14 protein-coding genes are annotated in these 14,639 nt (G+C 48.7%); 9 read left to right on the top strand and 5 right to left on the bottom strand.

Going from position 1 to position 14,639, the window contains the following annotated elements:
- The first annotated feature begins 23 nt into the window (after window positions 1–23).
- The 5 genes from ubiE to ACXAGR_RS20370 all read left to right on the top strand — a co-directional run bounded on the left by ubiE (window position 24) and on the right by ACXAGR_RS20370 (window position 4,548).
- The gene (gene ubiE, locus ACXAGR_RS20350; RefSeq protein WP_474845220.1) at window positions 24–806 is read left to right on the top strand and encodes a bifunctional demethylmenaquinone methyltransferase/2-methoxy-6-polyprenyl-1,4-benzoquinol methylase UbiE; all 783 of its coding nucleotides are present in this window, start codon (window positions 24–26) and stop codon (window positions 804–806) included.
- Window positions 806–1,450, top strand: coding sequence for a ubiquinone biosynthesis accessory factor UbiJ (locus ACXAGR_RS20355; protein ID WP_474845218.1), 645 nt, complete (start codon window positions 806–808; stop codon window positions 1,448–1,450). The genes ubiE and ACXAGR_RS20355 overlap by 1 nt, the downstream gene beginning before the upstream one ends.
- Before the next feature lie 20 nt (window positions 1,451–1,470).
- Complete coding sequence (gene ubiB, locus ACXAGR_RS20360) at window positions 1,471–3,111, top strand: ubiquinone biosynthesis regulatory protein kinase UbiB (protein ID WP_474852243.1); 1,641 nt, start codon at window positions 1,471–1,473, stop codon at window positions 3,109–3,111.
- 290 nt (window positions 3,112–3,401) lie between these two features.
- Entirely contained in the window at window positions 3,402–3,611 is a 210-nt protein-coding gene (gene cspE, locus ACXAGR_RS20365; RefSeq protein WP_108568737.1) for a transcription antiterminator/RNA stability regulator CspE, read from the top strand.
- A gap of 259 nt (window positions 3,612–3,870) precedes the next feature.
- Window positions 3,871–4,548: a hypothetical protein gene (locus ACXAGR_RS20370; RefSeq protein WP_474845214.1), complete on the top strand. Its 678-nt coding sequence runs from the start codon at window positions 3,871–3,873 to the stop codon at window positions 4,546–4,548.
- Between the two features lie 56 nt (window positions 4,549–4,604).
- Here the strand turns inward: ACXAGR_RS20370 and ACXAGR_RS20375 are convergent, their stop codons facing one another.
- The 4 genes from ACXAGR_RS20375 to fadB form a co-directional block, all read right to left on the bottom strand.
- Complete coding sequence (locus ACXAGR_RS20375) at window positions 4,605–4,769, bottom strand: hypothetical protein (protein WP_474852245.1); 165 nt, start codon at window positions 4,767–4,769, stop codon at window positions 4,605–4,607.
- A gap of 100 nt (window positions 4,770–4,869) precedes the next feature.
- A complete protein-coding gene (locus ACXAGR_RS20380) occupies window positions 4,870–5,319 on the bottom strand; it encodes an MBOAT family O-acyltransferase (protein ID WP_474852247.1) in 450 nt (149 codons plus the stop codon).
- A 168-nt stretch (window positions 5,320–5,487) separates the two neighbouring features.
- Window positions 5,488–6,651: an acetyl-CoA C-acyltransferase FadA gene (fadA, locus tag ACXAGR_RS20385; RefSeq protein WP_119499987.1), complete on the bottom strand. Its 1,164-nt coding sequence runs from the start codon at window positions 6,649–6,651 to the stop codon at window positions 5,488–5,490.
- A 19-nt stretch (window positions 6,652–6,670) separates the two neighbouring features.
- A complete protein-coding gene (gene fadB, locus ACXAGR_RS20390) occupies window positions 6,671–8,821 on the bottom strand; it encodes a fatty acid oxidation complex subunit alpha FadB (protein ID WP_474852248.1) in 2,151 nt (716 codons plus the stop codon).
- Window positions 8,822–9,148: 327 nt separating this feature from the next.
- Between fadB and ACXAGR_RS20395 the strand changes: the two genes are divergently transcribed.
- On the top strand, window positions 9,149–11,179 hold the full coding sequence (locus tag ACXAGR_RS20395; protein ID WP_474852250.1) for a transglycosylase SLT domain-containing protein: 2,031 nt from the start codon (window positions 9,149–9,151) through the stop codon (window positions 11,177–11,179).
- A gap of 65 nt (window positions 11,180–11,244) precedes the next feature.
- Window positions 11,245–12,564 carry a Xaa-Pro dipeptidase gene (gene pepQ / locus ACXAGR_RS20400; RefSeq protein ID WP_474852252.1) on the top strand — a complete coding sequence of 440 codons (1,320 nt, stop codon included), beginning with the start codon at window positions 11,245–11,247 and terminating at the stop codon, window positions 12,562–12,564.
- Window positions 12,565–12,667: 103 nt separating this feature from the next.
- Here the strand turns inward: pepQ and ispB are convergent, their stop codons facing one another.
- Window positions 12,668–13,642, bottom strand: a complete 975-nt coding sequence (gene ispB, locus ACXAGR_RS20405; protein WP_349584550.1) for an octaprenyl diphosphate synthase — start codon at window positions 13,640–13,642, stop codon at window positions 12,668–12,670.
- 310 nt (window positions 13,643–13,952) lie between these two features.
- On the opposite strand from ispB, the gene rplU reads away from it, so the two are divergent.
- Together rplU and rpmA are read left to right on the top strand one after the other, a co-directional pair.
- Window positions 13,953–14,264: a 50S ribosomal protein L21 gene (gene rplU, locus ACXAGR_RS20410; RefSeq protein WP_119499992.1), complete on the top strand. Its 312-nt coding sequence runs from the start codon at window positions 13,953–13,955 to the stop codon at window positions 14,262–14,264.
- Between the two features lie 15 nt (window positions 14,265–14,279).
- A complete protein-coding gene (rpmA, locus tag ACXAGR_RS20415) occupies window positions 14,280–14,537 on the top strand; it encodes a 50S ribosomal protein L27 (RefSeq protein ID WP_070125553.1) in 258 nt (85 codons plus the stop codon).
- The last annotated feature ends 102 nt before the right edge of the window (window positions 14,538–14,639 follow it).

Raw genomic sequence — 14,639 nt, forward strand, 5'->3', positions numbered from 1 at the left:
TGAAATTTAAAGACAGGACAGCCATGAGCGATAATACGGCGAGCCGGGCAGATACCGCTGCGGAAACATCCACTACCCATTTTGGCTATAAGCAGGTTGATAAAACACAGAAGGCATCGTTAGTTGCCAATGTTTTCGATTCTGTGGCCGCTAAATACGACGTGATGAATGATTTGATGTCGTTAGGCATTCACCGTTTGTGGAAGCGCCACGCCATTGACTGTTCAGGCGTCCGCACAGGGCATAAAGTGCTGGATATCGCCGGCGGTACCGGTGATTTGACAGCAAAGTTTTCACGACTTGTAGGCCCTGCAGGTCAGGTCACTCTGGCAGATATTAACCTGTCTATGCTGAAAGTTGGCCGTGACAAATTGCGTGACCGGGGTCTGGTTAACAATATCGATTATGTGCAGGCCGACGCCGAAGCATTGCCGTTTCCTGATAACACCTTTGATGTGGTGACCATGGCATTCGGTTTACGTAACGTGACTGAAAAACAGAACGCCCTGAATTCTATCTACCGCGTATTAAAACCGGGGGGCCGGTTACTGGTGCTTGAGTTTTCTAAGCCCACCACTGAGCAGCTCAGTAAACTGTACGATATGTATTCTTTTCACATTCTTCCTAAAATGGGTCAGCTTGTGGCCAATGATGCTGAGAGCTATCAGTATCTGGCAGAAAGTATCCGCATGCATCCGGATCAGGAGACATTGAAGGGCATGTTTGAACAGGCGGGTTTCGAACAGTGTGACTATCAGAATCTGACCGGCGGCATCGTGGCGTTACACCGGGGATTCAAGTTTTAATGCCTGCCATTGCACTGGTTACGGCCGCTGTTGAAACGGCTCTTAACCGCTTGCTTGCGCTGGATAAGCATGCTGCAGAACGTTTAAAGCCTCTGAACGGTAAGCGGCTTACCATATTCGTTACCGGCACGCCGGTAGCGTTGTCGCTGGTGTTCTCCCATCGCATCGACGTGCTTGGTGAAAACGGTACATTTGAGGATGTGGTCGCGCAACTGGATAAGCATACCTGCTGCGTCCGGGCCGGATTGGATGTGTTACCGGAGCTGAAGCAAAGCAGCAAAATTACCAGCCTTATTCAGGCCGGCAAATTGTCGGTTGAGGGCGAACTTAATATTGCCCAGCAGGCCAGTGCTTTGTTTCAGCAACTGAACATCGACTGGGAGGAAATCGCCTCAGGGTACGTGGGTGATGTGACGGCACATTCGGCGTTTGCGTTATTAACGAAAGCCCGGCAATCTGCCACGCAATTTTTAAACAATGCGAAAGCCGGCCTCAGTAATGCTCTGACCGAAGAGAAAGATATCGCTGTGCCCCGTATAGCGGTTACCTGGTATGCTGACCAGGTCTCGGAACTCAGAGACGATGTGGCCCGTTTTGAAGCCCGGCTGTCAAAACTGGAACAAAACCCTCCTTCTAACGGATAAAGCCTGAACCGGATTTTTTCATGCGTATTGGTCGTCTGTATTTCATCAATAAAATTCTGCTGCAACATGGTCTTGATGAGCTAATTCCATCCCGCTGGTTACCCTGGTATGCCCGCCTGGCGCGGAAACTGATTTTCTGGATCAGCAACGAACATAAAGATAAATCTGCCGGCGAACGGATAACCCTGGCGTTGCAGGCGCTGGGGCCGGTTTTTATCAAGTTCGGTCAGATGTTATCTACACGGCGGGATTTACTGCCACCGGCAATCGCCAATGAGCTGGCCAGGCTACAGGATAAAGTGGCGCCCTTTTCCAGCGACGCCGCCACAGCTATCGTGCTGAAAAGTCTGAATATACCTAAGCTGAACCTGGTGTTCAGCCAGTTCGATGAGCAACCTCTTGCATCAGCTTCTATTGCCCAGGTTCATGCCGCGGTATTAAAAGAGAATGGTCAGCATGTGGTGGTAAAAGTATTGCGACCGGGGATCCGCAAAACTATCGACGCAGATATGGAACTGCTGTATACCCTGGCCGGCGTACTGCAGAAGTGGCTGCCTGATGGCAAGCGCCTGCGTCCGGTGGAGGTTGTTACCGAGTACCAGAAAACCCTTGTGGATGAACTGGATCTGATGCGTGAGTCGGCGAACGGCATACAGCTGCGCAGAAATTTTGAAGGCTCACAGAGCCTCTACGTTCCTGAGATGTACGGTGATTATTGCCGTCATGACGTGCTTGTCATGGAGCGTATATACGGTATTCCTATTTCCAATATTGAAGCCCTGCTGGCGCAAAATACCAATATGAAAAAGCTGGCAGAACGTGGTGTTGAAGTGTTTTTCACCCAGGTGTTCCGTGACAGCTTCTTCCATGCTGACATGCACCCCGGAAACATTTTTGTCTCTGCAGAGCACCCCGAAAATCCGCAGTATATTGCCATCGATTTTGGCATTGTGGGTACGCTTAACAGAGAAGATAAGCGTTACCTGGCGGAAAACTTTATTGCCTTTTTTAACCGGGATTACCGCAAGGTGGCGCAACTTCATGCCGATTCCGGCTGGGTACCTGCCGATACTAATATCGATGAATTTGAAATGGCAATCCGGACGGTGTGCGAGCCTATTTTCCAGAAGCCGCTGGCAGAGATTTCTTTCGGCAACGTTCTGCTTCAGCTGTTTAATACGGCCAGGCGTTTCAATATGGTGGTGCAGCCTCAGCTTGTTTTGCTGCAAAAAACATTACTTTATATCGAAGGGTTAGGGCGGCAACTCTATCCGCAACTGGATTTGTGGCAAACGGCAAAACCGTTTCTCGAAAACTGGATGAAAGAACAGATTGGTGTCCGTGCCATGTTATCCAAGGTAAAAGATAACCTGCCTTTCTGGTCCGAGAAATTGCCGGAGATGCCTGATCTGCTCTATGACAGCTTAAGGCAGGTAAAAACCATGCCTGTGCAAATAGCCAGAAATCATCAGGAGCTGGCACGTTTGCAGCTGGAAACAGCCAAGGCCAATCATTGGGTGGTGGTCGGGTCCACGTTTATCATTGTGGCGGCCATTCTGCCTGTATATGTTCACCACTGGTCATTCGCTGCACTGAGCGGTGTAGTGGGGCTGGGATGCTGGATTCAGGGCTGGCGTCATAGTCACCCCAAGTCTTCGTAAGTAAGGGAATCTGACACTCCGGTTACGAAATTGTGATAATTTTCTGTTAGCGGTGAATTTTTGTATCATTTTTCCCGCCAACTGTTATAGTGGTTTTAGGCTGTTTTAGCCTAAGGTCTTTTTAAGACGAGATTATTTTTGTTTCTACCATGATGTTTTGAACGCTCTGGTTACACCTGTAATTGTTGTAAGTTGTTTGTCCATCCCATGTAAGACCCAAATATCCCGTTGCAATGAGGCCACGAGTAAAGCGCCTTTGGCGCAGTTTTATTGAAAGTTTTGAGGTCTACATGTCTAAAGTTACAGGCACCGTTAAATGGTTTAACGCAGATAAAGGTTATGGATTCCTGACTCAGGATAGCGGCGACAAAGATGTATTCGTACATTTCCGTGCTATCGTTTCTGAAGGGTACAAAACCCTGAACGAAGGTCAGCGAGTTGAGTTTGAAGTTGAGCAAGGTCAAAAAGGCCTTCAAGCTGCCAACGTCAACGCTATCTGATTTCAAAAAAACGGTGACATCTGTCACCGTTTTTTATTTCCCCCACCGTTTATCATCGGCGATTGTCATCGCGTCTTAATTGCAGTTGCAATTTTCTCTCTTTCCGCTTTTATTGAATTGTTACACTTAGTTATTAGCATCACCGGCAAGGTTACATTATGTTACTGTTTGAACCGTTGTTATTTGCTTTTATTCTGTGTGTCACGCTTATGGACAACCGCGTGGTTTAACATACCGGTATTCTTTTCAAGGAGCATTCATGTCGTATCCGTTTAAGCGACTTTTTCTTTTATTCATTTTAGGCACAACGTTATCCGCAGTTGCGCATGCTCAACAAAATGTAGTGGCTACTTTGCTGGGTAAACCAGTGACAGAGCGCTCTGTATCGCCCACAGAGAAGCAGCTCAATGCACTGGCTAAAACTATGAACGTGTCCAGAGAAATGGCCGTAGCGCAATTTCAGCAGGCCAGACTCACCGAAATCATTGTGGATGGTGTGTTAAAGGATTATGCCGAATCTAAAGGTATCGAACCGGACGCTGAACTGGTGGCACGTTTCGTTGAAGTGTTTAAAGACAGTCTGGATACCGCTACCCCTCCGCCAGAACCCGAGACGGAAGAAGATAAAGAGCTGGCATCAGCATTTACTCCGCCACCAAAACGTAGTGTGCAGGAGATTGCTTCAGAACAGGTTAAACACTGGCAAGTTGAAAAGGCGATGTTCGAGGAGTTTGGCGGTGCAGTTGTCTTTCGCTCCAACACCCCTCAATATCCGGTAGGCGCCTACAACAAATTATTGAAAAAGTACGAGAAAGAAGGAAAGCTGACAATCAATGCAGCAGAATTCTCCGGGGTTTTCTGGCGTAGCTTCGCTCCCCCTTATACTGCAGAAATTGATCCTCAGTATGTGGATTTCAGCCACCCCTGGTGGTATTGAAATCGTCATCAGATTACAGCACGGTGATTAAATTCCCGTGCTAAACGCTTTCAGTTTTATCCGGCACGTTTGCGGGGAAACAGACCCGTCCAGAACACGCCTTCTAACACGAAGCCAAGTACAACAAAAAGAAATGCACCGGTTTGATGTCCTGCGCTGTATGCAGTAATTGCTGCAATCAGCAAGAGGAAAAGCCCCAGACATCTGAAAATCACTTTCATTTTATTCCCTGCAACGGTTAATTGTTGAACTTTCAATATAGCAGAGTGTGGCAGGGATCTGTACACCCCGGCATGTTTAATAATACGGCACTAAGCAGTGCTAATTAAATGCGCCTTCCATGAGGTACGTAAGACATAAACTGGCAGCAATAACTGACAGGTTTATGGCTGCTCTGAAACTCCGGGCAAAGTGCCTGTAATTAATATCAAATTTACTGCTGGTTATCACCATGAGTCCCATCAGGCCAAACCAGGGGGTGAAAAAGAACACCGTTTTCCATTTGACCAGACTGACGGCTAAATCGTGCAGGGCGCCACTAACGAGAAATGTGAACAGGACAGCAATTGAGTCCGGCAGAACGTTGTTGAGGGGTCTCATTACATTGCGGGATAAATAGTAGCTCCATACCGGATTCCAGTATTGCCAGAACTGAGGAAAAGATCCTGCGCCTAAAGAACGTGAGAGCATATTCCTCATAGAATGACTTGCTCCCAGAGGCACTCCGGTTCGTTTTTTTACATATCGGGACAGCGTCAAAGAGCGCTTCATATCAATTTAATATCCCTTAATGCCGGTTTTATGCTTGATTAGACCATTGATTGATAATTAATGCGACACGATTTCCTGCAAGTCAGGTTATTGAGTTATAGTCGTTATTTTTGAGCGGACATAAAAAAAGGGCCCGCAGGCCCTTTCTTCAGAGTAATCTATAAAAGATTAAACACGTTCGAAGACGGTAGCAATACCCTGACCTAAGCCAATGCACATGGTGGCAAGGCCCAGAGTTTTATCTTTCGCTTCCATCAGGTTCAGCAAGGTGGTGCTGATACGTGAGCCTGAACAACCCAGCGGGTGACCAAGTGCGATGGCACCGCCGTTCAGGTTGACGTGGTCATCGTATTTTTCCAGCCAGCCCAGTTGTTTGATACACGACAATGCCTGTGCAGCGAAAGCTTCGTTGAACTCGGCAATTTCAATGTCATCCATACTCAGACCCGCCCGTTGCAGCGCCTTTTTAGTGGCTGGTACAGGGCCGTAACCCATGATTGCAGCGTCACAACCTGCCACCGCCATTGAGCGGATTTTTGCCCGTGGCGTTAAGCCCAGTGCTTTCGCTTTGTCAGCTGACATAACGAGCATGGCTGATGCACCGTCTGATATTGCAGAGGCGGTACCGGCGGTGACTGTACCGTTTACCGGATCAAATACGGGGCGTAAGCCGGATAAGGTTTCGACGGTCGTTTCGGGACGAATGACTTCGTCATAATCAACCATTGTCAGCACGCCGTCTGCATCATGGCCCTCAACGGGTACAATTTCATTTGCCCAACGACCTTCAAGGTGGGCCTGATGAGCCAGCTGGTGCGAGCGGGCGCCGAAGGCATCCTGCATCTCACGGCTAATGCCGTTTTGACGACCGAGCAGCTCGGCAGTCATACCCATATTCCCCGATGCTTTGGCGGTATATTTAGCAAGAGCAGGGTGGAAATCGACGTTGAAGGTCATGGGAACGTGACCCATGTGTTCAACGCCGCCTATCATGTATACATCACCGCGACCGCTCATAATACCGCTGGTGGCATCATGCAGGGCCTGCATAGAAGATCCGCACAAACGGTTCACCGTCACTGCCGCTGTGGAGCGGGGAACGTCAGTCAGCAACTGCGCATTTCGGGCAACGTTAAAACCCTGCTCTTTCGTTTGCTGCACACAACCCCAGATAATATCTTCAATCTCAGCAGGATCGAGGTTCGGGTTTCTTTTCAGTAATGCGGTCATCAGGTGGGCAGATAAAGTCTCTGCACGGACATTTCTGAATACGCCACCTTTGGAACGGCCCATAGGTGTGCGAATCGCATCAACAATTACTACATCTTTCATATTCTTCTCCCTGGTTCCGTTACGCGAAATAAGACTTACCGTCAGCGGCCATCTGGCGCACGCCGTCGGAAATCTGATAGATCGGACCTAAGTGGGCATACTTGTCTGCCAGAGCAACAAACTGCTCAAGGCCCAGTGTTTCGATATAACGGAAAATTCCGCCACGGAAAGGAGGGAATCCCAGTCCGTAAAGCAGCGCCATATCGGCTTCTGCAGCACTGGCAACAATGCCTTCTTCCAGACAACGGATAGCCTCGTTTGCCATAGGAATCATCAGGCGGGCAATGATTTCTTCTTTATCAAAGGCTTTTGTTTCAGCAGTGTTTGCGTTGATCAGGCTGTAAGCCTCTTCTGCGGCTTCTTTACTGGGACGTCCCCGTTTGTCAGTACCGAAGTTATAAAAGCCTTTGCCGTTTTTCTGACCCAGGCGTTTCGCTTCGTAAAGCAAAGTGACCGGATCATTCTCAAGTTTCGCCATGCGCTCCGGAATACCTTCAGCCATAACGCCCGCAGCGTGATCAGCCGTATCCATACCTACCACATCCAGCAGGTAAGCAGGCCCCATTGGCCAGCCGAAGTCTTTCTCCATGACCTTATCAACCGCAACGAAATCGGCACCGTCTAGTACCAGTTTGCTGAAGCCGGCAAAGTAAGGGAACAACACACGGTTCACTAAAAAGCCGGGGCAATCATTGACCACAATGGGGGTTTTGCCCATTTTCAGCGTGGTAGCAACGACGGCATTAATTGTGTCGTCAGTGGTTTTCTCACCACGGATGATCTCTACCAGCGGCATGCGATGTACGGGGTTAAAGAAATGCATGCCACAGAAGCGCTCTGGCTTGTCGAGGTTTTCAGCCAGCTGGTTAATGGAAATGGTGGATGTGTTTGAACATATAATGGCGTCATCTGCCACCACACCTTCCACTTCTTTCAGTACGATGCCTTTTACTTTCGGATTTTCGACAACCGCTTCAATGACAACGTCTGCATCTTTCAGCGTGCTGTATTCGAGGGTCGGGGTAATGGCATTTAACGTGGCTGCCATTTTCTTCGCGTCGACTTTGCCGCGTTCCATGCCTTTATTCAGAATTTTGGCGGCTTCACTCAAGCCTAAATCAAGCGCCGGAGTGTTGATATCTTTCATCACTACCGGTAAGCCTTTGGATGCGCTCTGATAAGCGATTCCACCGCCCATGATGCCGGCGCCGAGAACCGCATTAAGTTTGACTTCTTTGGTGGCGGCTTTGGCCATTTTTTTGCCTTTGCCTTTCACCAGCTGGTCAGCCAGGAAAATACCGATTTGAGCTTGTGCCGCGTCGGTTTTAGCCAGTTTAACAAAGCCCTGGTTTTCCAGTTTCAACGCGCCGTCGCGATCCAGGCCGGCTGCATTTTTAACGGTCTCTACCATCATGTGGGGAGCCGGATAATGTTTACCTGCTTTGGCTGCCACAAATGCCTGCGCCGTGGAAAAACTCATCATTGCTTCATTTTGATTCAGTTTTAACGGTGCTTTTTTATTTGCACGGCGGGTTTCCCAGTCCAGCTTGCCGGCAGCGGCGTTGCTTACCATTGTGGTAGCAGCATCAAGTAGCTTCTCCGGTGCCACGACTGCGTCTACCGCACCTTCATCAAGTGCTTGCTGGCCTTTTCTGTCTTTACCGGTGGTCATCCATTCCAGAGCATTATCGGAACCAATCAGGCGGGGGAGGCGAACGGTACCACCAAAGCCGGGCATCAGGCCCAGTTTGACTTCCGGCAGGCCAATAGAAGCGGTAGTGTCAACAACGCGGAAATCACAAGCCAGTGCCATCTCACAGCCACCGCCCAGCGCGAAGCCATTTACCGCTGCGATGGTGGGGAAGGGAAGATCTTCAAAGCGATCAAATACCTGTGATGTTTTAGCAACCCATGCAAGCACTTCTTCTTCAGGTTGCTCAAACATAGCCGTAAATTCGGTGATATCAGCACCCACGATGAAAGCCGATTTGCCACTTCTTACTACTGCGCCTTTAATGCCACCGTGAGCAGCCATAGCAGCAGTGGCTTCATCCAGTTCAGCTACGGTCTGGCGGTCAAATTTGTTGACTGAACCTTGTGCATCAAAAACCAGTTCAGCAATACCATCATCTGACAACGTAACGGTCAGACTCTTGCCTTCGTATATCATTCTCGTCTCCTTCGGCAATGGCGAGGATGTCAGAAATGAGGAACCGGAACTGCAAGCCGGTGTCTTACTCTGACGTGTTAGGGTGGCTTGATTGTGACAATGCCACGGAAAATTTCAATAAAAATTCAAACAAGTGTTTACATTTTTTCCTAGATGGCGATTGAACAGCAAAAAATCAAGCTCGAATTCACATCACAAGGTTGTATAATGGTAAGGAAATCGGGTGTTCGCCAGCGCTATTTTAAATTTTCGGGTTGTTTTGTTTTTTACCCCTTATTTTCTGGTAACGCCCCTGTCATTCACTCGTTTTTGGATGGATGGTTTTGAATGCAAGTATCTGCGGCCGCTTCCGTGAAGCGCATTCCGGTGTCTTTTCTTGTTGCCAGTTTCTGGCTGGGTGTGATGAGTGTTGCAGGTATTGTGCAAGCTCAACCAACGCCTTCTTCTCCCGAATCAGAGCTAAAGCGGGCACAGTTTACTGAGCTCGAAAAACAGCTTGGCCGCGCCAGCCGGAAAAAAGTGGCTGCGCTGGAAGACGATGTTGCCGCATTAAAAGACTATCCTCTTTATCCTTATCTGTTGCGGCAGCAAATCGATCAGCGGATGGATATGGCTCACCGTGAAGACATAGAATCTTTCCTGCTGAATTATCACAACCAGCCTTTTACCTATGGCTTACGTGGCCGCTGGCTCCGTTATCTGGCTACTCATGGTGAAAAGAAAGCGTTTCTTGCTAATTATCGCGATGGCATGGGGGCAACCATTACGTGTCAGTATCTGCAATATCAGCTGGAAGACGCGGGCCAGCCTGAATATTGGTTAGAAAAAGTTGAGCCCATCTGGCTGGCAGGCCGTTCACAACCGGACGAATGTGACCCCGTTTTTAAAAAATGGCAGCAGGCCGGCATGATGACCGGTGACATGGTGTTAGGACGAATTGAAAAAGCGGCGTTGTCCGGTAACCCGAAGCTTATTCCTTATCTGAAGCGAAAACTTCCTGCAAAAGAACAATATCTGGCTGATTTATGGCAGCGCATCCGAACTTCATCATCGCTGGTACTGAAGAAGTCACAGTTTCCGCTGAAGAATAAAGAAACAGAGGGAAAAATTCTTGCCTACGGCATGGAAAAGCTTGCCTGGCGGGATGCCGGTGATGCAATTAAAGCCTGGTACCTCTGGCAGCCGGCGGATGTGTTCACGAAACAGCAGCAACTGGATATAACCAGGGCAATTGCTCTGAGTCTTGCCATTGACGACAAACCGGAAGCAGATGAATGGTTAAAGCGGGCTGATGTCAGTGGTGCTGCAGATGACGTAAAACGCTGGCATATGTCTTACTTGTTGCGTCATGAAAAATGGCAGGACGTGCTGGATCTAATCGCGGCAGCACCGGAATATGTGCAGCAGGATGAAGCCTATCGTTACTGGCAGGCCCGCAGTCTCGAGGCGATGGGGTTACAGGAGCAGGCTGGTATCCGTTATCGTGAACTGGCTCAGGAACGGAACTATTACGGTTTTATGGCCAGTGCCAGAGTTAATGAGAAACCTTCGCTGAAACACATCTCTACGCCCCGCAGTGACGAAAATATGCAGATGATTGCTGAGCGTCCGGCGGCAAAGCGGGCGCAGGAATTTCTCGCTCTTGGCCGCTTAATTGATGCCAGACGTGAGTGGCGTTATCTGGTGAACTCACTGGATACTTCGCAAGTGAAGGACGCAGCATTACTGGCCAGCGAGTGGGGTTGGTTCGACCAGGCAATCATCAGTTTTACTCAAAGCGGCTTTCTGGATGACGTGGAGAAGCGCTTCCCAATGGCCTATGCCGATCAGTTTGATGATGTCGGGCGGGCTTACGATATTCAGCCTGCATTTGCCATGGCGATTGCCCGTCGGGAAAGCTCGTTTATGGTCGATGCCGTGTCTCCTGCCGGAGCCCGCGGCCTGATGCAGTTAATGCCCGGTACCGCGAGATACATTGCCGAAAAAAGAGTATCCACAGATGAATTGTTTGATGCAGGTCAGAATGTTCAGTTTGGTGTGCAGTACTTGCGTTATCTGATGGACAAAATGGGCGATAATCCGGTACTGGTTTCAGCGTCTTACAATGCAGGCTGGCAGCGAGTTATGGAATGGTTGCCTGCCGGCGGGAACGTAGAAACGGATATCTGGATTGAAACGATTCCGTATAAAGAAACCCGCAGTTACGTAAAAGCGGTGATGGCATACCGTTATATTTACGAACATCAGCTGGGTGAGTCTTCAGGGCTGTTTGAGCAACTGGCAAAATCTGCTATTCCGCCGGCTACCGGCCTTTCTTCTCCCGGAGGAAGGGCAGGCGGCACTTACGCACCCAAATAAGGCCGGTGGCATACCGCCGGTCTTTTACAAATTAAAACAATTAACGACAGAATATATGAGGGTTTATGACCACACTTACCGCGTCCTACCGCGCACATATTGAGACACTTCAGTCCCGTACCAGAGAAGCTTTGCAGCGGGAAGGTCTGGACGGGCTGGTTATTCATGCGGGACAAAGTAAACGGCTTTTCCTCGATGACAATGATTATCCGTTTAAGGTGAATCCTCATTTCAAAGCCTGGGTGCCTGTTGTAGATAACCCGCATTGCTGGCTGGTTGTGAACGGTACCGATAAACCGAAACTCATTTTTTACCGTCCTGTGGATTTCTGGCACAAAGTACCTCCTGAACCGGATGACTTCTGGACGGCTGAGTTCGATATCGTCCTGCTAAAGCAGGCTGACGCTGTTGAAAAACATTTGCCTTACGATAAGCAGAAATATGCCTATGTAGGTGAGTATATTGAAGTGGCCAGCGCATTGGGATTCCACATTGTTAATCCGGACCGGGCGTTAAATTACCTGCACTTTCAGCGGGCGTATAAAACTGATTACGAGATGCTGTGTATGCGCAAAGCCAATAAACTGGCTGTGCAGGGGCACCGTGCTGCCCGCGAAGCATTTATGGCAGGTGAAAGTGAGTTTGCCATTAAGCAGGCTTACAACAGCGCGGCGGGTCAGGGAGACAACGACTTACCTTACACGAGTATTATTGCGCTCAACGAGCATGCATCTATTCTGCATTACATGCATTGTGACAATGCAGCGCCGGATACGTCACGCTCGTTTCTCATTGATGCCGGTGCCTCTTTTCATGGTTATGCCGCCGATATTACGCGGACGTACAGCCACTCAGATCCTCTGTTCGCTGAGCTAATCGCACATGTTGATAAAGTTACGGTGACATTAGGCAATGCACTTAAACCCGGTGTTGCTTATACCGACATTCATATTCTTGCCCACGATGGCATCGCACAAATTCTTCATGATGTGGGACTGGTCAATCTTAAGCCTCAGGAAATTGTTGAAAAACAAATCACCAGTACTTTCTTTCCTCACGGTATAGGCCACTTCCTTGGCTTACAGGTACATGATGTAGGCGGGCTGGTAGCTGATGACCGCGGTACGCCAAAACCGGCACCGGAAGAGCACCCATTCCTGCGTTGTACCCGCGTGGTGGAAGCCCGTCAGGTCTTCACTATCGAGCCCGGGTTATATTTCATCGACACGCTGCTGGCGAATTTGAAAGCCAGCGATAATTCTAAGTACATTAACTGGGATATTGTCGACCGGTACCTGCCTTTCGGTGGGATCCGTATTGAAGACAATATTATTGTACACAGGGACAGAAATGAGAATATGACCCGTGATTTGGGTTTGAACTAAGGAGCCTGATCTGTGATGGATCACAACCTGATCAGTGTGATCTTTATTGCGCTGATTGCAGGGGGGGATAGTAACAGGCCCGCAACATCGGGCCTAAAAAATCTTACTTAGTACGTTCTACAGCGATATGCGCTAATGCAATCAGCGCCTGTTTGTAGTCAGATTCCGGCACTGGAGCCAATGCGGCTATGGCTTTCTGCGTTTCTTCATCCGCGCAGCGTTTGGTATATTCCAGCGCACCGGTTTCACTCATAATATTGACTATTCGTGACAGGTGAGGCAGGCCATTTGCTTTCTCAATGGCTTCTCTGATCAGTTGTTTATCCGCTTCATCTTCAGCGTGCCACATGGCATACAACAGGGGCAGGGTAGGCTTACCTTCTGCAAGATCATCGCCAGTGTTCTTACCCATTTCGTCTTTATCAGCCGCATAATCGAGAATGTCGTCAGCTAACTGAAAAGCGGTTCCCAGGTGTTTACCGTAATCCTGCATGGCTTTTTCAATATGCTCAGGTTGCCCCGTCAGCACAGCGGCAAGCTGTGTTGCTGCTTCAAATAAGCGGGCAGTTTTGCCGTAAATTACGTCAAAATAGCGGGCTTCTGTGGTGTCCGGGTCATTACAGTTCATTAACTGCAATACTTCACCTTCGGCAATACGGTTGGTTGCGTCAGATAAAATCTCCATGACACGCATACTTTGCAGATCGACCATCATCTGGAATGAACGGGAGTAAAGAAAATCGCCCACCAGTACGCTTGCCTGATTACCAAATATTGCATTCGCCGTTTGTTGACCCCGGCGTAATGTGGATTCATCAACCACATCATCATGAAGCAAAGTGGATGTGTGGATAAATTCAATGATCGCGGCCAGCGTGTGATGCTGATCTGTTGTGATCCCCATTGATCTCGCTGCCAGAACAGACAACAACGGGCGCAGCCTTTTTCCGCCACTGTTGACGATGTAAAAGCCTAACTGATTGATTAGAGCAACTTCTGAGTCGACTTGCTGCTGTATAAGCGCATTTACCGCTTTCATGTCCGCAGCTGTCAGCTCGCGGATCGCATTTATGTCCATGGGCATGTCGTGGGTATGTTTTACTGATTTCATTCTGAGCGCTGATTGTACCTGAATCTGAAAGGGTATCCACCCGCATGGTTTAAAAAACTGAAATGAATGAAAAAATAATCCCTTAGCAGCATTTCCCTGAAGGGGAAAATGCAGGTAAAATGCGGGCTTTTAGTAGTTCTGGCAGCGAATTGAGCCGAAGCGCGAAAAATAATCAAATTTTGTGTTTTTCGGGGTTGAGATCTCAGGATGTTTCACGTACAATTCGCGCCCTGTTTTTTGAATTGAAGCGTCAATGAGACGCAGAGCGGAGTAGAATATGTACGCGGTTTTCCAAAGTGGCGGTAAACAGCACCGTGTGGCTGAAGGCCAGACCGTTCGTCTAGAGAAGATCGAAGTCGCGCCGGGCGAGACTGTTGAATTCGATAACGTATTAATGGTTAGCAACGGTGACGACGTTAAGATCGGCACCCCTTTAGTTGCTGGTGGCAAAATTACTGCTGAAGTAGTTCAGCACGGACGTGGCGATAAAATCAAAATCGTTAAGTTCCGTCGTCGTAAACATCACCGTAAACAAGCGGGTCACCGTCAGTGGTTCACAGAAGTGAAAATCACTGGTATTAACGCATAATAGGAGCACGAACACATGGCACACAAAAAAGCTGGTGGTAGTACCAAAAACGGTCGTGATTCAGAAAGTAAACGCCTTGGTGTTAAGCGCTTTGGCGGCGAATCTGTGCTTGCTGGTAACATCATCGTAAGACAACGTGGAACTCGTTTCCACGCTGGCGACAACGTAGGTATCGGTAAAGATCACACGTTGTTTGCTCTGAAAGACGGTAAAGTTCAATTTGACGTTAAAGGCAAGAACAACCGTAAATTCGTGAGCATCATCGGCGAGTAATCGCGGATTGACGTTACGCCGAACAGGCTTAAAAAACCCCGCGTAAGCGGGGTTTTTTGTTTTTAGTAACAAGATTTTTTCCGGGGTCCGCAGCCCTTCACC

The organism is Alteromonas sp. ABH4_457, from assembly GCF_056160625.1.